Raw genomic sequence first — 19,598 nt, 5'->3', positions numbered from 1 at the left:
GCGCACATGAGTACTTCCTCATTCAAGATCGCCCACAAACTGCTGACTGGCGCTGGCGCCATTGAGCAACTCGCTGCTGAACTGACGCGCCTGGATGTGGATAACCCGTTGATTGTCACCGACGCGGCGCTGGTCAAGTCCGGCACGGTAGCGCTGGCGCTCGAACACCTGGGTGAACGCCCTTACGAGATTTTCGACCGCGTGCTGCCCGACCCGGAAATCTCCATCGTCGAAGACTGCATGCAGGCGTACCGCGACGGTGGCCACGACGGCCTGATCGGCCTGGGTGGCGGCAGTGCCATCGATATTGCCAAAAGCGTTGCCGCCTATGCCGGTTACCACGGCGCCCTGGCGGACTTATTCGGCGTCGACCAGGTGCCGCGCAAAGGCCCGCCGCTGATCGCCATCCCGACCACGGCCGGTACCGGCTCGGAAGTGACCAATGTGGCGATCCTCTCCGACAAGGTCGCGCAGTTGAAGAAAGGCATCGTCAGCGACTACCTGCTGCCGGACGTCGCGCTGATCAGCCCGCAAATGACCCTGACCTGCCCACGCAGTGTCACCGCCGCCAGTGGCGTGGATGCGCTGGTGCATGCCATTGAGTCCTACCTATCCCTGAACGCCTCGCCGATCACGGATGCCTTGGCCATCGGTGCGATCAAGCTGATCGCCAAGGCGCTGCCCAAGGCCTACGCCAATCCGGCCAACCTGCAGGCCCGCGATGATATGGCCACCGCCAGCCTGATGGCTGGCATGGCGTTCGGGAATGCCGGGGTGGGCGCGGTGCATGCGCTGGCGTATCCGCTGGGAGGACGGTTCAATATCGCCCATGGCGTGAGCAATGCGCTGTTGCTGCCGTACGTGATGCACTGGAACAAACTGGCCTGTGTCGAGCGCATGCAGGACATCGCCCAGGCCATGGGCGTGAATGTCAGCGGCCTGAGTGTCAACGATGCCGCCGACCAGGCCGTCGAGGCGATGACGCGATTGTGTGCCGCCGTGGAGATTCCTTCCGGCCTGCGCAGTTTCGGGGTTCCCGAGGACGCCATCCCGGCGATGGCCACGGAAGCGGCGGGTATCGAGCGCTTGATGCGTAACAACCCGCGCAAGCTCAGCGCGGCCGATATCGAGAAAATCTATCGGGCGGCGTACTAGCCGTTGAGTTAGGTCACGGTGCGCAGGGCAAAGCATGAGGTATACAATGCGCGCCATCGTGATTTAGCTCAAAAAAGGTGCGTCATGCAGCCCTTCGTTATTGCTCCATCGATTCTCTCCGCCGATTTCGCCCGCCTGGGTGAGGAAGTGGACAAGGTGTTGGCCGCCGGTGCCGACTTCGTGCACTTCGATGTCATGGACAACCACTACGTGCCCAACCTGACCATCGGCCCGATGGTCTGCGCGGCGCTGCGCAAGTACGGCGTCACCGCGCCGATCGATGCGCACCTGATGGTCAGCCCGGTGGATCGCATCATCGGTGACTTCGTTGAAGCCGGCGCGACCTACATCACCTTCCACCCGGAAGCCTCGCTGCACGTCGACCGCACCTTGCAACTGATCCGTGAAGGCGGTTGCAAGGCCGGCCTGGTGTTCAACCCGGCCACCCCGCTGGACGTGCTCAAGTACGTGATGGACAAGGTCGACATGGTGCTGCTGATGAGCGTCAACCCAGGCTTCGGCGGGCAGAAGTTCATCCCCGGCACCCTCGACAAGCTGCGCGAAGCCCGTGCGCTGATCGATGCGTCGGGCCGCGACATCCGCCTGGAAATCGACGGTGGGGTCAACGTCAACAATATCCGTGAAATCGCGGCTGCCGGTGCCGACACCTTCGTGGCCGGCTCGGCGATCTTCAACGCCCCGGACTATCAGGAAGTCATCGCCAAGATGCGCGCCGAACTGGCGCTGGCGCGTCCATGAGCGGCTTTGAGCAGCTGTTCCCCGGCAAACTGCCACGGCTGGTGATGTTCGATCTGGACGGTACCTTGATCGACTCGGTGCCAGACCTGGCGGCGGCGGTGGACGAGATGCTGCTCAAGCTTGGGCGCAAGCCGGCGGGGCTTGCGTCAGTACGCGAATGGGTCGGCAATGGTGCGCCGATGCTGGTGCGCCGGGCCCTGGCCAATCAGATCGATGCCGAAGGTGTCGATGAGGTTGAGGCCGAGCACGCCCTGGAGCTGTTCAACGCAGCCTATGAGCGCAGCCACGAACTGACCGTCGTTTACCCTGGCGTGCGCGACACCCTCAAATGGCTGAGCAAGCAGGGCGTGGAAATGGCCCTGATCACCAACAAGCCGGAGCGCTTCGTCGCGCCGCTGTTGGACCAGATGAAAATTGGCCGTTATTTCCGCTGGATCATCGGGGGCGATACCTTGCCGCAGAAGAAACCCGACCCGGCGGCGCTGTTTTTCGTGATGAAAATGGCCAATATTCCGGCGTCCCAGTCGTTGTTTGTCGGCGATTCGCGCAGTGACGTGCTGGCGGCGAAAGCGGCCGGCGTGCAGTGCGTGGCCCTGAGTTACGGCTACAACCATGGCCGTCCGATCGCCGAAGAGTCGCCGTCGCTGGTGATTGATGACCTGAGACTGCTAATCCCCGGTTGCTTGGGAGCTGGCGCTGAGATAACGTTGCCCGACATCGATCCGTCCTCTTCTGGAAATTCCATCGTGGTGGTCACTCGCAAACTCTGGATGAAAGTCATCAAGGCCCTGGCCCGCTGGCGTTGGCGCGCCTGACTGATCCTGGCCGCACCCTGCGGCACGTTTGCATACCTGACTGTTAGACCCTCACGCCACGAGGCACCTCATGATCCGCGAAGAATTCCTGCGTTTGGCCGCTGCCGGCTATAACCGTATCCCCCTGGCCTGCGAAACCCTGGCCGACTTCGACACGCCGCTGTCGATCTACCTGAAGCTGGCTGACGAGCCCAACTCCTACCTGCTGGAATCGGTACAGGGCGGGGAGAAGTGGGGCCGTTACTCGATCATCGGCCTGCCATGCCGCACTGTGCTGCGGGTGCACGACCATCATGTGAGCATCACCCATGATGGCGTCGAGATCGAAAGTCATGACGTCGAAGACCCGCTTGCCTTCGTCGAAGCCTTCAAGGCGCGCTACAACGTGCCGACCATCCCTGGCCTGCCGCGTTTCAACGGCGGCCTGGTGGGGTACTTCGGCTACGACTGCGTGCGCTATGTGGAAAAACGCCTGGGCAAATGCCCGAACCCGGACCCGCTGGGTGTGCCGGACATTCTGCTGATGGTCTCCGACGCGGTGGTGGTGTTCGACAACCTCGCCGGCAAGATGCACGCGATCGTGCTCGCCGACCCGTCCCAGGCCGACGCCTTCGAGCAAGGCCAGGCCAGCCTCGAAGCGCTGTTGGAAAAACTGCGCCAGCCGATCACCCCGCGTCGCGGCCTGGACCTTACCCGTCCACCGGCAGCCGACCCGGTGTTCCGCTCCAGCTTTACCCAGGATGACTACGAGCGTGCGGTCGACACCATCAAGGAATACATCCTCGCCGGTGACTGCATGCAGGTGGTGCCGTCGCAACGCATGTCCATCGACTTCAAGGCTGCGCCCATTGACCTGTACCGGGCGCTGCGCTGCTTCAACCCGACGCCGTACATGTACTTCTTCAACTTTGGCGACTTCCACGTAGTGGGCAGCTCGCCGGAAGTGCTGGTGCGTGTCGAGGACAACCTGATCACCGTGCGCCCGATTGCCGGCACACGCCCGCGTGGCGCGACCGAAGAAGCGGACCTGGCGCTCGAAGAAGACCTGCTCAGCGACGACAAGGAAATTGCCGAACACCTGATGCTGATCGACCTGGGCCGTAACGATACCGGGCGAGTTTCGGAAATCGGCTCGGTGAAACTCACCGAAAAGATGGTGATTGAGCGCTACTCCAACGTGATGCACATCGTGTCCAACGTCACCGGCGAGTTAAAAGCCGGGCTGACTGCGATGGACGCATTGCGGGCGATTCTGCCGGCGGGCACCTTGTCGGGCGCGCCGAAGATCCGTGCGATGGAAATCATCGACGAGCTGGAACCGGTCAAGCGGGGTGTCTATGGCGGCGCCGTGGGGTATTTCGCCTGGAACGGCAACATGGACACCGCCATTGCGATTCGCACGGCGGTGATCAAGGACGGGGAGCTGCATGTGCAGGCCGGTGGCGGGATTGTCGCCGACTCGGTGCCGGCACTCGAATGGGAAGAAACCCTGAACAAGCGCCGCGCGATGTTCCGCGCCGTAGCGCTGGCTGAACAGACCCCCAATTCTTGAGGTTTCCCCCATGTTACTGATGATTGATAACTACGATTCCTTTACCTACAACGTTGTGCAGTACCTGGGGGAGCTGGGCGCCGAGGTCAAGGTGGTTCGCAATGACGAACTGACCGTGGCCGAAATCGCCGCCCTGAACCCGGAGCGCATCGTGGTTTCGCCGGGCCCCTGCACGCCGACCGAGGCGGGTATTTCCCTTGAAGCCATCAAGTACTTCGCCGGCAAGCTGCCGATCCTGGGCGTCTGCCTGGGTCACCAATCCATCGGCCAGGCCTTTGGTGGTGACGTGGTACGCGCGCGCCAGGTGATGCACGGCAAGACCAGCCCGGTATTCCATAAGGACCTGGGCGTATTCCAGGCGCTCAACAACCCGGTGACCGTAACCCGCTACCACTCGCTGGTGGTCAAGCGCGAAACCTTGCCGGAATGCCTGGAACTGACCGCCTGGACCCAACTGGAAGACGGCTCCGTCGACGAGATCATGGGCCTGCGTCACAAGACACTGAACATGGAAGGGGTGCAGTTTCACCCCGAATCGATCCTGACCGAGCAGGGCTACGAGCTGTTCGCCAACTTTCTCAAGCAGAGCGGCGGCACGCGCTAAGGACTTTCCATGGATATCAAGACTGCCCTGAGCCGTATCGTCGGCCATCTGAACCTGAGCACCGCTGAAATGAGCGATGTGATGCGCGAAATCATGACCGGTCAATGCACCGACGCGCAGATCGGCGCGTTCATGATGGCGATGCGCATGAAGAGCGAAAGCATCGACGAGATCGTCGGCGCCGTCTCGGTGATGCGTGAGCTGGCGGACAAGGTCGAGCTCAAGACTCTCGACGGCGTGGTCGACGTGGTCGGCACCGGCGGTGACGGTGCGAACATCTTCAACGTCTCGACGGCCTCTTCCTTTGTGGTCGCGGCGGCGGGTTGCACCGTGGCCAAGCACGGTAACCGTGCGGTATCCGGCAAGAGCGGCAGTGCCGACCTGCTGGAAGCGGCCGGCATCTACCTGAACCTGACACCGGTACAAGTGGCGCGCTGCATCGACAACGTCGGCATCGGCTTTATGTTTGCCCAGTCCCATCATGGTGCGATGAAGCACGCCGCCGGCCCGCGCAAAGACCTTGGCCTGCGTACCCTGTTCAACATGCTCGGCCCGCTTACGAATCCGGCCGGTGTGAAGCATCAGGTGGTGGGCGTGTTCAGCCAGGCGCTGTGCCGGCCATTGGCTGAAGTGCTGCAACGCATGGGCAGCAAGCATGTGCTGGTGGTGCATTCCAAAGACGGCCTGGACGAGTTCAGCCTGGCGGCGCCAACGTTTGTGGCTGAGCTGAAGAATGACCAGATCACCGAATACTGGGTCGAGCCGGAAGACCTCGGCATGAAGAGCCAGAGCCTGCACGGCCTGGCGGTGGAAAGCCCGGCGGCGTCGCTGGAACTGATTCGCGATGCCCTGGGGCGTCGCAAGACTGAGAACGGTCAAAAAGCTGCAGAAATGATTGTTCTGAATGCTGGCGCGGCACTTTACGCAGCCGATCATGCCTATAGTCTTAAGGAAGGTGTCGAATTGGCCCACGATGCACTGCACACCGGTCTGGCTCGTGAAAAGCTCGAAGAGCTGGGAGCATTCACCGCTGTATTCAAGATGGAGAATGAAGGATGAGTGTGCCGACCGTTCTGGAAAAAATCCTGGCCCGCAAGGCTGAAGAAGTTGCCGAACGCCGTGCCCGTGTGAGCCTGGCTGAATTGGAAGCCCAAGCGAAAGCCGCTGACGCACCGCGTGGATTTGCCAAGGCACTGATTGCACAGGCTAAGCTCAAGCAGCCGGCCGTGATTGCCGAGATCAAGAAAGCTTCGCCGAGCAAGGGCGTGATTCGCGAAAACTTTGTACCGGCGGAAATCGCTGTCAGTTACGAGAAGGGTGGGGCGACTTGCCTGTCGGTACTCACCGATATCGATTTTTTCCAGGGTTCCGACCTGTTCCTGCAGCAGGCCCGTGCGGCGTGCAAGTTGCCGGTGATCCGCAAGGATTTCATGGTCGATCCGTACCAGATCGTTGAAGCCCGTGCTTTGGGCGCCGATTGTGTGTTGTTGATCGTCTCCGCACTGGATGATGTGAAGATGGCTGAGCTGGCGGCCGTTGCCAAAAGTGTCGGCCTGGATGTGCTGGTGGAGGTGCACGACGGCGATGAACTGGAGCGCGCACTGAAAACCCTCGATACACCGTTGGTGGGGGTCAATAACCGTAACCTGCACACCTTCGAAGTCAGCCTGGAAAACACCCTCGACCTGCTGCCGCGTATTCCGCGCGACCGCCTGGTGATTACCGAAAGTGGCATCGTCAACCGTGCCGATGTGGAACTGATGGAAATCAGTGACGTTTATTCGTTCCTGGTGGGGGAGACCTTCATGCGCGCCGAGAACCCAGGGGCGGAACTGCAGCGTCTGTTCTTCCCGGAGCGTGGCGTGGCGGTCAGCGGTTCCACTCTCGATTGATTTGAAATGCGATCAAAATGTGGGGGGCTTGCCCCCGATGGCGGCGGTTCAGTTGGAGCATCCTTGACTGACACACCGCTATCGGGGGCAAGCCCCCTTCCACATTTGGGTTTGTGTTTATTCAGATAGGTAGGTGCCGATTGATCCAGCCAGTATCGATGCGTGTTGAAGCAGGCCTTGCCGCCGAGCAAGCCTTGTTGGCCGCCGTTTGCGCGGGTGAGCAGGTGTTTGGGTTGTTGTTCTGGCAGCCCAGCGATCAGGCATTGGTGATGCCACGCCGCTTGAGCCGATTGCCTGCTTTCGATGTCGCCAGCCGCGTGTCTGCGGATGCCGGCTGGCCGGTGCTCTTGCGCGAAACTGGCGGCGAACCAGTGCCGCAGTCCAGCGCTACGGTCAATATCGCCTTGGTCTACGCACCGCCGCGCAGTGAAGGTGATCACAATCGTATCGAAACTGGCTACTTGCGCTTGTGCCAACCCATCTGCGACTTGCTGATCGAGTTGGGCGGCGATGCCTCTGTCGGGGAAATCGAAGGTGCATTCTGCGACGGTCGTTACAACGTCAACCTCAACGGGCGCAAAATGGTCGGCACTGCCCAGCGCTGGCGGCAAAGCGGGGGCCGCCCGGTGGGGTTGGTGCACGGTGCGTTGTTGCTGGATAACGATCGCGAAGAACTGATCGCGGCGGTCAATCGGTTCAACGAAGCCTGCGGCTTGGAGCAGCGGGTTCGTGCCGACAGCCATATCGCGCTGCACGAAGCTTTCCCCGCGTCGGATGCAATCAGCCGGCTGGACACCTTGTACCGTCAGATGCTGGCCAGCTTCCTGCCGGGTTAACGGGTACCGAACACCACCATCGTCTTGCCTTTGACGTGCACCAGGTTGCGCTCTTCCAGATCCTTGAGCACGCGGCCGACCATCTCCCGTGAACAGCCGACAATGCGCCCGATTTCCTGGCGGGTGATCTTGATCTGCATGCCGTCGGGGTGAGTCATTGCATCGGGCTGCTTGCACAGTTCCAGCAGGCAACGGGCCACACGCCCGGTGACATCGAAGAACGCCAGGTCGCCGACTTTGCGGGTGGTATCCCGCAGGCGCTGAGCGATTTGACCGCTGAGGGCGTAGAGGATCTCGGGGTCCTGCTGGGCAAGTTCGCGAAACTTTGCGTAACTGATCTCGGCCACTTCGCACTCGACCTTGGTCCGCACCCAGGCGCTGCGCTCCTGCTCCTTCCCTGCTTGTTCAAACAGTCCCAGCTCGCCGAAAAAATCCCCTGTGTTCAGGTAGGCGATGATCATTTCGCGACCGTCTTCATCCTCGATCAGGATGGTGACTGACCCCTTGATAATGAAAAACAGGGTTTCGGAGCGCTCACCGGCGCAGATGATGTTGTGCTTGGCGGGATGACGCCGGCGCTGGCAGTGCATCAGCAACTTGTCGAGATTCTTGATCTTGGGTATGGGCGTAAGAGCAACCATGGTTGTATCCCGAAAGGCAGCGCGAGGTGGTTGGATTTGTTGTACTCAGCGGTATCGGCATTGATACACGTTGTATAAAGGGTGGCAATACGCCACTCATTTGGCGCCAGCTTAACAGACACATTCTGACTCGATTAGCGAATTTACCGAGTCAGCCCGGTTATTGATCGCTTTGATGAGAAGCGCGGTTGCGCCCGGGCCCTGTGCTAAGCTGGCGACCCTTTTTTAGCAGTGGAGTCTGGGCGATGAAGGCACGCATCCAATGGGCGGGCGAAGCCATGTTCCTCGGTGAATCGGGCAGCGGCCATGTGGTGGTCATGGATGGCCCGCCGGAAGCCGGTGGCCGTAACCTGGGCGTACGCCCGATGGAAATGCTCCTGCTTGGCGTGGGCGGTTGCAGCAATTTCGACGTGGTCAGCATCCTGAAAAAATCTCGCCAGGCCGTGGAAAGCTGCGAAGCCTTCCTGGAAGCCGAGCGCGCCACTGAAGATCCCAAGGTGTTTACCAAGATCCACATGCATTTCGTGGTGAAGGGCCGGGCGTTGAAAGAAGCTCAGGTTAAGCGGGCTATCGAGTTGTCGGCCGAGAAATACTGCTCGGCGTCAATCATGCTCGGCGCGGCGGGTGTGGCCATCACCCATGACTACGAGATCATCGAGTTGGGTTGACCGCCAATCGGCAAAAGAAAAGGGCGCTTCGATAGCGCCCTTTTTTGCAGCTGCAGGTTTCGTCAGATGCGGTAGGTGCTTTTGGTCATGACCTTGGCCAGCAGGCTCATGCCAAATCGCACTGGCGCCGGGAAGCGGAAACCGCCGGCATCCAATGCACTCTCGGCGTGGTGCGCTTCATCGATACGCATCTGCTCAAGAATTGCCCGGGACTTTTCGTCGTCGGCCGGCAATTGTTCCAGGTGTTCATCCAGGTGCTTGCACACTTGATGTTCAGTCGCGGCGACAAAACCGAGGCTGACCTTGTCGCTGATCAGGCCGGCAGCCGCGCCGATGCCGAATGACAATCCGTAAAATAGAGGATTGAGCACACTGGGATGGCTACCCAACTGACGGATACGTTGTTCACACCAGGCAAGATGGTCGATTTCTTCTTCGGCCGCGTGCTCCATGGCTGCACGTACCTGTGGCAGCTTGGCGGTCAGGGCCTGGCCCTGGTACAGCGCCTGGGCGCAGACTTCGCCGGTATGGTTGATGCGCATGAGGCCGGCCACATGACGGGTTTCGGTCTCGCTCATCTGCGCATCAGGCTGCACGATGGCGGGTGATGGACGGTAAGGTTGGCCGCTGAAGGGCAGCAACGTGCGCATGGCCGTGTCGGCTTGCAGCAACAGACGGTCTATCGGCGAGTAGTGACGTTGGGTAGTCATGCTGACCTCCGGGAGGAATCTCGGCGGCCAGTTTACCGCAAGAGAGAGGAACGCGTTTGCCCCGAGTCAAGGGCATGGGGTCGCAGCCTCGGACTGCGCCCCTTGTTGCGGGCTAGTTCAGCCCGGTGGCCAATTCATCTGGCGCTGACCCAGTACATGCATATGGATGTGGTAAACAGTCTGCCCGCCGTCTTCATTGCAGTTCATCACCACACGGAAACCTTTCTCACAGCCTTGCTCCACCGCCAAACGCTGGGCGGTGAACAGAATATGGCCGGCCAGGGCCTTATCGTCCTCGGTCAGGTCATTCAATGTGCGGATGGGCTTCTTCGGGATAACCAGAAAATGTACCGGCGCCTGTGGGGCAATATCGTGGAAGGCGAGGACTTGATCATCTTCGTAGATAATCTTCGCGGGTATTTCTCTGTTGATGATCTTGGTGAACAGAGTATCCACAGCTGTTTCTCCATTATGAAAGTGCAAGGTGAGTGTACTCAGGCGATCAGCGTGGGCAATAGGCCTTGTTGATGGCGCCGGCGATCTTGCGGGTCAGCCAGCGCGGGCTGAAACGCGGGCTGAAGGCCAGCCAGCGATTACGTCGTCCAGGAATGATGATGGCTTTGTTCTTTTCCAGTGCGCGCACGGTATAGAGCGCCACTTCTTCCGGGCTCATCAATTGCTCGCTGCGGTCGAGTTTGGCTGTGTCCATTTGCGCTGTACCGAAGAAGGCGGTGCGCGTAGGGCCGGGGCAAAGCACCGAGACCTTGATACCACAGGTCTTCAGTTCTTCGCGCAAGCCTTCGGAGAAGTGCAGTACATAGGCTTTGCTGGCGTAGTAGCTGCTCATCCAGGGACCGGGTTGGAACGCGGCGACCGAGGCGACGTTGAGAATCTGCCCGCCGCCGTGCAGCGCCATGCTATTGCCCAGGGCGTGACACATGCGGGTGAGGGCGAGGATGTTGACTTCGATGAGGTCCTGCTCGGTCATCCAGTCCTGGGCCAGGAATGGCCCGCTGGTGCCAATGCCGGCGCAGTTCACCAGTAAATCTATCTGCCGTTCGCCTTCTTCAAGCTCCAGCAGGAACCCGGACAAGCGCAATGGCTCGCCCAGGTCGCACGCTCGAAACAGCACTTCGACGCCGAAGCGCTGGGTCAATTCGATTGCAATGCTTTCCAACTGATCACGCTGGCGGGCCACCAGAATCAAGCTGCGGCCGCGACGTGCCAGGGCTTCGGCCAAAGCCAGGCCGATGCCGCTGGAGGCGCCGGTGATCAGAGCGTAACGGGTCATGCCTTTCTCCATCACAACGCCGCCGGGCCTGTGACGGAGGCATCACAGGCGGCGGGCGTTTTTTACTGTTCTGGAGAGTCTACAGGTTCGGCCGCTTCGTCAGCACTTTGCGCTTCGTCTTCCTCGACGGTGGCGCGTTGATCCGCGTCTTCGTCAGAGGTGATGGAGCTGCTTTCGTAGCTGCTATCCACATTGGCCTCGAGCTGATCCAGATAGCCGTTCATCCCCAGCGACACCACGATGATGAGCATCAGCGGAATGAATGCCAGCCACAGTGAGGCCAGGACCTTCACCGCGGTGGAGTTGCGCGGTGGCGGTGCGCCGTACTGGTTGGCACCGGTGTTACCTGGCACTACCAACAGCAGCAGCGGGAAAATACTGTTCACCAGCGGGACCAGGTTCAGCAGGTACAACCAGCCGGACCAGCCCAGATCGTGCAGACGCTGCACGCCGATCTGCACGCTCACGACCACAACCGCGACGAACAGCGCGAAGCCCAGCAGCGAGCCGAGGATGATGGCTATCGTCGGCGACGCGGTCGCTATGGCAAAGCCCACAGTACTGAGGATACCTGCTGCGACGAGCATGGCGACGGTCAGTACCAGCGTCCATGCCAGGTACCGCAGACGACCAATACGGCCATTGATGGTGAAGACCTTGAGGGTGGCGTATTCCGGCAGGCTTTCACCTACGGCAGCACGCGGTGGTGCGTACGGTGAAGCGACAGGGCGGGAGAGGTCCGCAGCGTCGGAATCTGTCTCGTGGGTTTCGGCGAGGCTGAAGGCCACGGGTTGTTCTGCTTCGATGCGGGCATCGACCCCGGCGTTTTTCAGCGCGGTGAGGTAGGTTTCGGCGTCGGGGCGCGACAGGTCGCGCTTCAGTGCAACCGGGCGGCCAGTGAAGAGTTTCTCGATGTCCTCGACTGTGCTCTTGAACAGTTCAGCCAGGTTCAGCTTGGCCGTGGTGCTTTCGACACCCGGGAGCAAGGCCCCATCAAACACAATCTTGAAACGGTTGTCGCTCATGCGGGCATCCTTGTCACTGAATCAGTGGGGGTAATGCAGGACTGCTCGATCGGCAGACCTTGCGGTTGGGTCAACGTGGCCAGCGCAACTGTGTCGCCCGCTCGCGCGCCTTGCGGTATTCGGCATCCAGGCGGGCAACGAGTTCATCGACGCTGGGTAAATCATTAATTTCACCGACACCTTGGCCGGCGGACCATACGGTCTTCCAGGCCTTGGCTTCGTCGCTCAGCGGCTTGAGCTTGGAACCGAAGTTTACTTCGCCTTTGCCTTGCAGGGCAGCGAGGTCGAAACCGGCATTCTCCAGGCTCTGGCGCATAAAGCTTGCTGGTACGCCGGAGACAGCGGGAGTGTGCACGATGTCGGCAGCGCGCGATGTGAGCAGCATCTCTTTATACGCATCCGGGGCGTGGCTTTCAGTGGTACCGATAAAACGTGTGCCGAAATAGGCCAGGTCTGCCCCCATCAACTGGGCGGCGAGTATCTCATGGCCGTGGTTAAGGCAGCCGGCCAGCAGCAGGGTCTTGTCGAAGAATTGGCGAATCTCTGCGATCAGCGAGAATGGGCTCCAGGTACCGGCATGGCCGCCGGCGCCTGCGGCCACGGCGATCAGGCCATCCACGCCGGCTTCGGCGGCTTTTTCGGCATGGCGCCGGGTAGTGACGTCATGAAATACCAGGCCGCCGTAGCTGTGCACGGCATCCACCAGTTCTTTCACCGCGCCCAGGCTGGTGATCACGATTGGCACCTTGTGCTCGACGCAGATCGCCAGGTCCGCCTGCAGACGAGGGTTGCTGTTGTGCACGATCAGGTTGACGGCGTAGGGCGCGGGATTGTCCAACTGCGCCAGGCCCGCTTCGATTTCCTCCAGCCAGGCCTTGAAGCCACTGCTCTCGCGCTGGTTGAGCGCCGGGAAACTCCCGACTACCCCATTGCGGCAGCAGGCCAGCACCAATTGCGGATTGGAAATCAGGAACATCGGCGCAGCCACCACGGGCAGGCGCAGACGTTGTTCAAGCAGAGCGGGCAGCGACATTGGAGGTACCCCGAGTAAGTGAAGTTAGAACGGTTTGACCACGACCAAAATTACGATAGCCAGCAATATCAGAACCGGGACTTCATTGAACCAGCGATAAAAGACATGGCTGCGGGTGTTTTCGCCACGGGCGAAACGTTTTACCTGCGCGCCGCACATGTGGTGGTAACCAATCAGGAACACTACCAGGGTCAACTTGGCGTGGATCCAGGCGCCCGATTGAAAGATGCCGGGGTTAAGGGCGATCAGCCAGATACCGAACACCAGGCTGGCCAGCATTGCCGGGCCCATGATGCCGCGGTACAGCTTGCGCTCCATGACGCTGAAGCGTTCCTTGCTGACGGTGTCCTCGCTTTGAGCGTGGTAGACGAACAGGCGCGGCAGGTAGAACAGCCCGGCAAACCAGCAGACGATGCTGACGATATGGAAGGCTTTGACCCATAGATAAAGCATTTTTAGTTATTCCCAGGTTCACGGTAGCGAAGATAGTAGTGGCTCATGCAGCCATACGTCACGCTGACGGTTGTCGCAGGACGATACGGCCCCTATTATCGACGGCTTTCCAGTGGGTTCGTTGAGGGCAGGTTTATGGTCAAGGTCGGTATCGTCGGCGGCACGGGTTACACCGGTGTCGAATTGCTGCGTCTGTTGGCTCAGCATCCGCAAGCTGAGGTGGTGGTCATTACCTCTCGATCCGAGGCCGGCCTGGCCGTGGCCGATATGTACCCGAACCTGCGAGGCCACTACGACGGCCTCGCGTTCAGCGTTCCGGACATCAACACCCTTGGCGCCTGCGATGTGGTGTTTTTTGCCACCCCGCATGGCGTTGCCCATGCGTTGGCTGGCGAACTGCTGGCGGCTGGCACCAAGGTCATCGACCTGTCGGCTGACTTCCGCCTGCAAGACGCCGACGAATGGGCCAAGTGGTACGGCCAGCCTCACGGTGCACCGGATCTGTTGGAAGAGGCGGTGTACGGCCTGCCGGAAGTCAATCGTGAGCAGATCAAGCAGGCGCGCCTGATCGCGGTGCCGGGTTGCTATCCGACGGCGACGCAGCTGGGCTTTCTGCCGTTGCTCGAAGCCGGGCTGGCGGATGCTTCGCGCCTTATCGCAGACTGCAAGTCGGGTGTCAGCGGCGCGGGCCGTGGTGCAGCGGTAGGTTCGCTTTACTCCGAGACGTCGGAAAGCATGAAGGCCTACGCAGTAAAAGGGCATCGCCACCTGCCGGAAATCCGCCAGGGGCTGCGTCGCGCCGCGGGCAAGGACGTGGGCCTGACCTTCGTGCCACACCTGACGCCGATGATTCGTGGCATTCATTCCACGTTGTATGCCACCGTGGTCGATCGTTCGGTAGATCTGCAGGCGTTGTTTGAAAAACGTTATGCCAACGAGCCGTTCGTCGATGTAATGCCTGCGGGCAGCCATCCGGAAACCCGTAGCGTGCGCGGCGCTAATGTGTGCAGGATTGCTGTGCACCGCCCGCAGGATGGTGATCTGGTGGTGGTGTTGTCGGTGATCGATAATCTCGTCAAGGGCGCGTCGGGCCAGGCTGTGCAGAATATGAACATCCTGTTTGGTCTGGACGAAAAACTCGGTCTGTCCCACGCCGGCATGTTGCCTTAAGAAGATTGGTAGAGTGTGCAAAAGGCCCGTTGATCGGGCCTTTTGTGTTTCTAATGGCGGCGATGCAGATTGATATACCGTAACAATAGTTGACCGCTTTTCTAGGAGAAGCGGATAATGCCCGTCATTACGCATATGGCGGCGCTACGCCGGGAGATTATCAGCATGAGCGTTGAATCCTTCACCCCCACGGCTTTGCAATTCACCCACGGTGCTGCGCACAAGGTGAAGAGCCTGGTCGATGAAGAGGGTAATGATCGTTTGAAGCTGCGCGTATTCGTTACGGGCGGCGGTTGTTCAGGGTTTCAGTACGGTTTCACCTTTGATGAAGATGTGGCCGACGATGACACCATCGTTGAGCGCGAGGGCGTAAGCCTGGTCGTGGACCCGATGAGCTTCCAATACTTGGCAGGCGCCGAGGTGGATTACCAGGAAGGTCTGGAGGGTTCGCGTTTTGTCATCAAGAACCCTAACGCTACCACCACCTGTGGTTGCGGCTCTTCGTTCTCGATCTGATCGACAGCCTGATCCTCAACGAATAAAAAACGCCGCTTGGCTTTGATCGGCCAAGCGGCGTTTTGCTGTCTGCGATTCTGGCGAGGTGGTCGTCAGGCGGGATAGATCGCGCCAAGTACCCTCTGCCCGCGTGCGCCGGTGACACTGGGCCGGTTGGCGGTAATGCCTTCGAGGCAGCAGTGAGCCAGCCAGGCGAAGGCCATGGCTTCGACCCAGTCCGGGTCTACGCCGTGGGTGGTGGTGCTGCTGACTTGAGTGGACGGCAACAACGCTGCCAGACGGTTCATCATTGTGGTGTTATGGGCGCCGCCGCCACAGACGAGTAGCGTTTCTGTCTGGGGTTGTGCGGTTTGCAGAGCCTCGACGATGGTCAGTGCGGTCAGTTCCAACAGGCTGGCCTGTACGTCCTGAGGGGCAAAGGCGGGCAGGCGGCTAAGGTGCTGGTGCAGCCAACCGAGGTTGAACACTTCACGGCCGGTGCTTTTCGGGCCTTTGGTCAGGAAGAATGGATCGCTGAGTAGTGCCGCGAGTAGTTGAGGCTCGACCTTGCCACTACCCGCCCACTGCCCGTCACGGTCAAAGTGTTCGCCGCGCTGCTGTTGAATCCAGGCGTCCAGCAGCACATTGCCTGGGCCGCAGTCGAAGCCAGCTACGGGCTTGCCGGTTTCGATCAGGCTAAGATTGCTGAAGCCCCCAATATTCAACACCGCACGGTTGCCGGTGCTTTCGCCAAACAACGCTTCATGAAATGCGGGCACCAGAGGCGCGCCCTGGCCGCCAGCGGCAACATCGCGGCTGCGGAAGTCGCTGATTACGGTGATGCCCGTCAGCTCCGCAAGCAATGCCGGGTTGCCGATCTGCACGGTAAACCCGCGGGCGGGTTCATGACGGATGGTCTGGCCATGGCTGCCGATCGCACGTATGTCTCGAGGCTTGAGGTTTTGCTGGTCGAGCAACGTGTGGATGCCGTGGGCGGCGAGGGTGACCCAGTGCTGCTGGGCAATCGCTGAGCGGGCAATCTCATCCGGGCCGCTGGCGCACAGGCTTAACAGCTCTGCGCGCAGGGTGTCCGGCATGGGTGTGTAGTGGGTGGCGATCAAATTGACCGCCGAGTCCTGTTCGATCAGGGCGATATCCAGGCCATCGAGACTGGTCCCGGACATCACGCCTATATAGAGCGGCATACCTTAACGCTTCGCCGAAGCAAGCAGGGTGGAGCGCTCCTGGTCCATGCGCGCCATCAGCGGCTGGCTCTGTTGCATAAAGCGCGCGCGCTCGGCCTTGGCTATCGGGTCGGCCATCGGCAGCTTCTGGCCCAATGGGTCAACGTGCACACCATTGACCTGGAATTCATAGTGCAGGTGCGGGCCGGTGGACAGGCCAGTGGTGCCGATATAACCGATCACCTGGCCCTGCTTCACGTTGCCGCCAGTTTTCACGCCCTTGGCGAAACCTTGCATATGGCCGTACAGGGTGCGGTAGGTGTTGCCGTGCTGGATGATCACCGTGTTGCCGTAGCCACCGCGTCGCCCTGCGAGCAGGACCTTGCCGTCGCCGGCCGCCTTGATAGGCGTGCCGCGTGGGGCGGCATAGTCGACGCCTTTATGGGCGCGGATTTTGTTCAGAATTGGATGCTTGCGACCCATGGAGAAACGCGAGCTAATACGAGCGAAATCCACCGGGGTGCGGATGAAGGCCTTGCGCATGCTGTTGCCGTCGGCGGTGTAGTAGCTGCTGTTGCCTTGCTTGTTGGTGTAGCGGACGGCAGTGTAGGTCTTGCCGCGGTTGGTGAAGCGTGCGGAGAGAATGTTGCCGGTGCCGACCACTTTGCCGTTGGCGACTTTCTGCTCGTAGATCACGTCGAACTCATCGCCCTGGCGGATGTCCTGGGCGAAGTCGATGTCGTAACCAAACACACTGGCCATGTCCATAGTCATGCTATGGGACAAGCCGGCGCGCGCGGCAGATTGTGACAGTGAGCTGTTGATCACGCCGTGAGCGTAGGCGGAACGCATGACTGGCTTGGTGGTGATGCGGTTGAAGGCAAAGCCTTTGGCGCCCTTGGTCAGGGAGATGCTTTCGAGATCGCTGAGCTTAGTGTGCAGGTTGTTCAACTGACCGTCTGGTGTCAGTTCGAACTCAAGTTTCTGGCCGTGTTTGAGTTGGATGAATTGCTTGGCCTGTTTATCGCTGGCCAGCACGTCGTTAACGGTGGCTGCGGGAAGGCCTACCTTCTCGAACAGGGTAGAAAGCGTATCGCCTTTCGCCACGATCACTTCGCGGTGTTGAGGGTTCTTGGCGGTTTCTGCTACGAGCTTTTGCTGCTCTTGAGCGGCTTGCTGGGTATCTTCCGGCGTGTTTTCGATCTGGGCAAACGGCGATTCAGTTGGAGCATTTGTGGCTTGTTGTGCGTCGGAAGCGTCTTGATCTTGTGTCAGTTGTTCAACCGGACTCTCCAAGTCAAGGCTCAGGGATGTTCGTTTGGCTTCTACGTCACTGGAAGGGAATACCAGGAGTGCCAGGCTGAGAAGGGCGGCGATACCACTTGCAGCGAGCAGGTGGGTCTTCGGGTAAAGCGGCGGCGCTTTAGACGGTTCAGTGGTCATAGGTAATTTTGACTTTGAAGATGAAATGGAAAAGATGAATGACATGATGAAGATGAAATAACTGTATAAAATATAACCAAATCATCTGTGACGCAAGCTCGCGAACGCTGGGCTTGCTGAACGGTGTCCGTGCGCAGGGCAAAACTTGTAATTAGTCCCTGATCTTGTATGGTTGGTTCCCTTTTGAATCTGAGCCTTGCGGGTCTGTTATGAAGTCGGTTGAAGAGCAGCTAGCGCTGATAAAACGTGGTGCGGAAGAACTGTTGGTCGAGGCCGAGCTGATCGAAAAGCTCAAGCGTGGCCAACCCCTGCGTATTAAGGCTGGTTTCGATCCGACCGCGCCGGACCTGCACCTGGGGCATACCGTGCTTATTAATAAGCTGCGTCAGTTCCAGGAGCTGGGGCATCAGGTGGTCTTCCTTATCGGTGATTTCACCGGGATGATCGGCGATCCGAGCGGTAAGAGTGCTACGCGCCCGCCGCTGACCCGTGAGCAGGTTCTGGATAATGCCGAGACCTATAAGACCCAGGTATTCAAGATTCTTGATCCGGCCAAGACCGAGGTGGCGTTTAACTCCACCTGGATGGATCAGATGGGGCCGGCGGACTTCATTCGCCTCACTTCCCAGTACACCGTGGCGCGCATGCTTGAGCGTGATGACTTCGACAAGCGCTATTCAACCAATCAACCGATCGCGATTCATGAGTTCCTGTATCCGCTGGTTCAGGGTTATGACTCGGTAGCGCTGCGCGCGGATGTTGAGTTGGGTGGTACCGACCAGAAATTCAACCTGCTGATGGGGCGTGAGTTGCAGCGTGCTTATGGTCAGGAAGCTCAATGCATCCTGACCATGCCGTTGTTGGAAGGATTGGATGGTGTCAAGAAGATGTCCAAGTCCCTGGGCAACTATGTCGGCATTCAGGAAGCTCCGGGTGTGATGTACGGCAAGCTGGTCTCTATCCCGGATGCCCTGATGTGGCGCTACTTCGAGCTGTTGAGCTTTCGCTCGATGGATGAGATCAGCGCGCTGCGTGCGGATGTGGAGGCGGGCGCCAATCCGCGGGACGTGAAGATCAAACTGGCGGAAGAGATCGTGGCGCGTTTCCATGGTGAAGAGGCTGCGGCCAGTGCTCACCGTGCGGCGGGTAACCGCATGAAGGATGGCGAGCTGCCGGATGATCTTCCCGAGATTGAATTGACTGCTGCTGAAGTCATGCCGATTGCTGCTGTCCTTAATAAGGCGGGCCTAGTGAAGAACTCGGCGGTTGCGCGTGACCTTCTGGGGTCTGGCGGTGTGCGTATAGATGGTGAAGTGGTGGATCGCACCTTTATGTACGAGCTGGGTGCTACCCACGTTTGTCAGGCAGGGAAGAAGGCATTTGCGCGTATTACGCTCAAATCCGAATAAACCTGAAATTAAGTGTTGACGGCGAATTGTATCTGTCTATAATTCGCCCCACTTCCGGCGCAGTCGAAACGTAAAACTCCTTGGTAAACAAAGAGTTATGCAGGATTAGACGGCGAATTGCTTCAGTTCATCGAAGCCCAGAAGGCGTTGATAGGGTCGTGCTGTTTGGCGCTATTAACGATTCGATCTTCTCGGTCGAAAGCGGAGAAAAAGAGGTGTTGACAGCAGCGTGTAACGCTGTAGAATTCGCCTCCCGCTGACGAGAGATCGGAAGCGCAAGTGGTTGAAGTTGTTGAAGAAATCTTCGAAAGCTTCTGAAAATAATCACTTGACAGTAAATGAGGCTGCTGTAGAATGCGCGCCTCGGTTGAGACGAAAGCTCTTAACCAACCGCTCTTTAACAACTGAATCAAGCAATTCGTGTGGGTGCTTGTGGAGTCAGACTGATAGTCAACAAGATTAT

At 59.4% G+C, this 19,598-nt stretch carries 22 protein-coding genes; 12 read left to right on the top strand and 10 right to left on the bottom strand.

Features of this window, described 5'->3' with window-relative positions:
* Window positions 1-6: 6 nt before the first annotated feature.
* The 8 genes from HCF10_RS19820 to HCF10_RS19785 all read left to right on the top strand — a co-directional run bounded on the left by HCF10_RS19820 (window position 7) and on the right by HCF10_RS19785 (window position 7,613).
* Window positions 7-1,155, top strand: a complete 1,149-nt coding sequence (locus HCF10_RS19820) for an iron-containing alcohol dehydrogenase (protein WP_065925379.1) — start codon at window positions 7-9, stop codon at window positions 1,153-1,155.
* Window positions 1,156-1,239: 84 nt separating this feature from the next.
* Entirely contained in the window at window positions 1,240-1,914 is a 675-nt protein-coding gene (gene rpe, locus HCF10_RS19815) for a ribulose-phosphate 3-epimerase (RefSeq protein ID WP_131699136.1), read from the top strand.
* A complete protein-coding gene (locus HCF10_RS19810) occupies window positions 1,911-2,729 on the top strand; it encodes a phosphoglycolate phosphatase (RefSeq protein ID WP_131699137.1) in 819 nt (272 codons plus the stop codon). The genes rpe and HCF10_RS19810 overlap by 4 nt, the downstream gene beginning before the upstream one ends.
* Window positions 2,730-2,799: 70 nt before the next feature.
* Window positions 2,800-4,281, top strand: coding sequence for an anthranilate synthase component I (gene trpE, locus HCF10_RS19805; RefSeq protein ID WP_131699138.1), 1,482 nt, complete (start codon window positions 2,800-2,802; stop codon window positions 4,279-4,281).
* Window positions 4,282-4,291: 10 nt separating this feature from the next.
* Window positions 4,292-4,885 carry an aminodeoxychorismate/anthranilate synthase component II gene (locus tag HCF10_RS19800; protein WP_167656227.1) on the top strand — a complete coding sequence of 198 codons (594 nt, stop codon included), beginning with the start codon at window positions 4,292-4,294 and terminating at the stop codon, window positions 4,883-4,885.
* 9 nt (window positions 4,886-4,894) lie between these two features.
* A complete protein-coding gene (gene trpD / locus HCF10_RS19795; RefSeq protein ID WP_167656226.1) occupies window positions 4,895-5,944 on the top strand; it encodes an anthranilate phosphoribosyltransferase in 1,050 nt (349 codons plus the stop codon).
* Entirely contained in the window at window positions 5,941-6,777 is an 837-nt protein-coding gene (gene trpC, locus HCF10_RS19790; RefSeq protein ID WP_131699139.1) for an indole-3-glycerol phosphate synthase TrpC, read from the top strand. The genes trpD and trpC overlap by 4 nt, the downstream gene beginning before the upstream one ends.
* A gap of 140 nt (window positions 6,778-6,917) precedes the next feature.
* Window positions 6,918-7,613 carry a lipoate--protein ligase family protein gene (locus tag HCF10_RS19785; protein ID WP_131699140.1) on the top strand — a complete coding sequence of 232 codons (696 nt, stop codon included), beginning with the start codon at window positions 6,918-6,920 and terminating at the stop codon, window positions 7,611-7,613.
* Here HCF10_RS19785 and crp read toward each other — a convergent pair.
* The gene (crp, locus tag HCF10_RS19780) at window positions 7,610-8,254 is read right to left on the bottom strand and encodes a cAMP-activated global transcriptional regulator CRP (protein WP_167656225.1); all 645 of its coding nucleotides are present in this window, start codon (window positions 8,252-8,254) and stop codon (window positions 7,610-7,612) included. The two genes, HCF10_RS19785 and crp, sit on opposite strands and share 4 nt — an antisense overlap.
* Before the next feature lie 245 nt (window positions 8,255-8,499).
* On the opposite strand from crp, the gene HCF10_RS19775 reads away from it, so the two are divergent.
* The gene (locus tag HCF10_RS19775; protein WP_005792019.1) at window positions 8,500-8,922 is read left to right on the top strand and encodes an OsmC family protein; all 423 of its coding nucleotides are present in this window, start codon (window positions 8,500-8,502) and stop codon (window positions 8,920-8,922) included.
* Window positions 8,923-8,984: 62 nt separating this feature from the next.
* On the opposite strand, the gene coq7 is transcribed toward HCF10_RS19775, so the two are convergent.
* The 6 genes from coq7 to hemJ all read right to left on the bottom strand — a co-directional run bounded on the left by coq7 (window position 8,985) and on the right by hemJ (window position 13,434).
* On the bottom strand, window positions 8,985-9,632 hold the full coding sequence (gene coq7 / locus HCF10_RS19770; protein WP_065925371.1) for a 2-polyprenyl-3-methyl-6-methoxy-1,4-benzoquinone monooxygenase: 648 nt from the start codon (window positions 9,630-9,632) through the stop codon (window positions 8,985-8,987).
* Window positions 9,633-9,749: 117 nt separating this feature from the next.
* Entirely contained in the window at window positions 9,750-10,088 is a 339-nt protein-coding gene (locus HCF10_RS19765; protein ID WP_003194682.1) for a histidine triad nucleotide-binding protein, read from the bottom strand.
* A 46-nt stretch (window positions 10,089-10,134) separates the two neighbouring features.
* Window positions 10,135-10,923, bottom strand: coding sequence for an SDR family NAD(P)-dependent oxidoreductase (locus HCF10_RS19760; RefSeq protein ID WP_131699141.1), 789 nt, complete (start codon window positions 10,921-10,923; stop codon window positions 10,135-10,137).
* A gap of 62 nt (window positions 10,924-10,985) precedes the next feature.
* On the bottom strand, window positions 10,986-11,948 hold the full coding sequence (locus tag HCF10_RS19755; protein ID WP_167656224.1) for a DUF805 domain-containing protein: 963 nt from the start codon (window positions 11,946-11,948) through the stop codon (window positions 10,986-10,988).
* A 70-nt stretch (window positions 11,949-12,018) separates the two neighbouring features.
* Window positions 12,019-12,981 carry an NAD(P)H-dependent flavin oxidoreductase gene (locus HCF10_RS19750; RefSeq protein WP_131699143.1) on the bottom strand — a complete coding sequence of 321 codons (963 nt, stop codon included), beginning with the start codon at window positions 12,979-12,981 and terminating at the stop codon, window positions 12,019-12,021.
* 24 nt (window positions 12,982-13,005) lie between these two features.
* Entirely contained in the window at window positions 13,006-13,434 is a 429-nt protein-coding gene (gene hemJ / locus HCF10_RS19745) for a protoporphyrinogen oxidase HemJ (protein WP_027605887.1), read from the bottom strand.
* A gap of 135 nt (window positions 13,435-13,569) precedes the next feature.
* On the opposite strand from hemJ, the gene argC reads away from it, so the two are divergent.
* Both argC and erpA read left to right on the top strand, forming a co-directional pair.
* Window positions 13,570-14,604 (top strand): N-acetyl-gamma-glutamyl-phosphate reductase, encoded by a 1,035-nt coding sequence (gene argC, locus HCF10_RS19740; protein WP_167656223.1) that lies wholly within the window; start codon window positions 13,570-13,572, stop codon window positions 14,602-14,604.
* A gap of 165 nt (window positions 14,605-14,769) precedes the next feature.
* On the top strand, window positions 14,770-15,120 hold the full coding sequence (erpA, locus tag HCF10_RS19735; protein WP_003176443.1) for an iron-sulfur cluster insertion protein ErpA: 351 nt from the start codon (window positions 14,770-14,772) through the stop codon (window positions 15,118-15,120).
* Window positions 15,121-15,212: 92 nt separating this feature from the next.
* Here the strand turns inward: erpA and HCF10_RS19730 are convergent, their stop codons facing one another.
* Both HCF10_RS19730 and HCF10_RS19725 read right to left on the bottom strand, forming a co-directional pair.
* On the bottom strand, window positions 15,213-16,304 hold the full coding sequence (locus HCF10_RS19730) for an anhydro-N-acetylmuramic acid kinase (protein ID WP_167656222.1): 1,092 nt from the start codon (window positions 16,302-16,304) through the stop codon (window positions 15,213-15,215).
* 3 nt (window positions 16,305-16,307) lie between these two features.
* On the bottom strand, window positions 16,308-17,726 hold the full coding sequence (locus tag HCF10_RS19725; RefSeq protein ID WP_131699146.1) for a peptidoglycan DD-metalloendopeptidase family protein: 1,419 nt from the start codon (window positions 17,724-17,726) through the stop codon (window positions 16,308-16,310).
* Window positions 17,727-17,935: 209 nt separating this feature from the next.
* Between HCF10_RS19725 and tyrS the strand changes: the two genes are divergently transcribed.
* Window positions 17,936-19,135, top strand: a complete 1,200-nt coding sequence (tyrS, locus tag HCF10_RS19720) for a tyrosine--tRNA ligase (RefSeq protein ID WP_167656221.1) — start codon at window positions 17,936-17,938, stop codon at window positions 19,133-19,135.
* Between the two features lie 122 nt (window positions 19,136-19,257).
* Here tyrS and HCF10_RS31090 read toward each other — a convergent pair.
* On the bottom strand, window positions 19,258-19,598 hold a 341-nt coding region (locus HCF10_RS31090; protein ID WP_205885775.1), incomplete at its 5' end, for a hypothetical protein.

This window comes from Pseudomonas sp. B14(2022) (assembly GCF_012030485.1).
Taxonomy (GTDB): domain Bacteria; phylum Pseudomonadota; class Gammaproteobacteria; order Pseudomonadales; family Pseudomonadaceae; genus Aquipseudomonas.
Note: the sequence above shows the minus strand (reverse complement) of the source record. Positions and strands in the feature narration are given on the sequence as shown.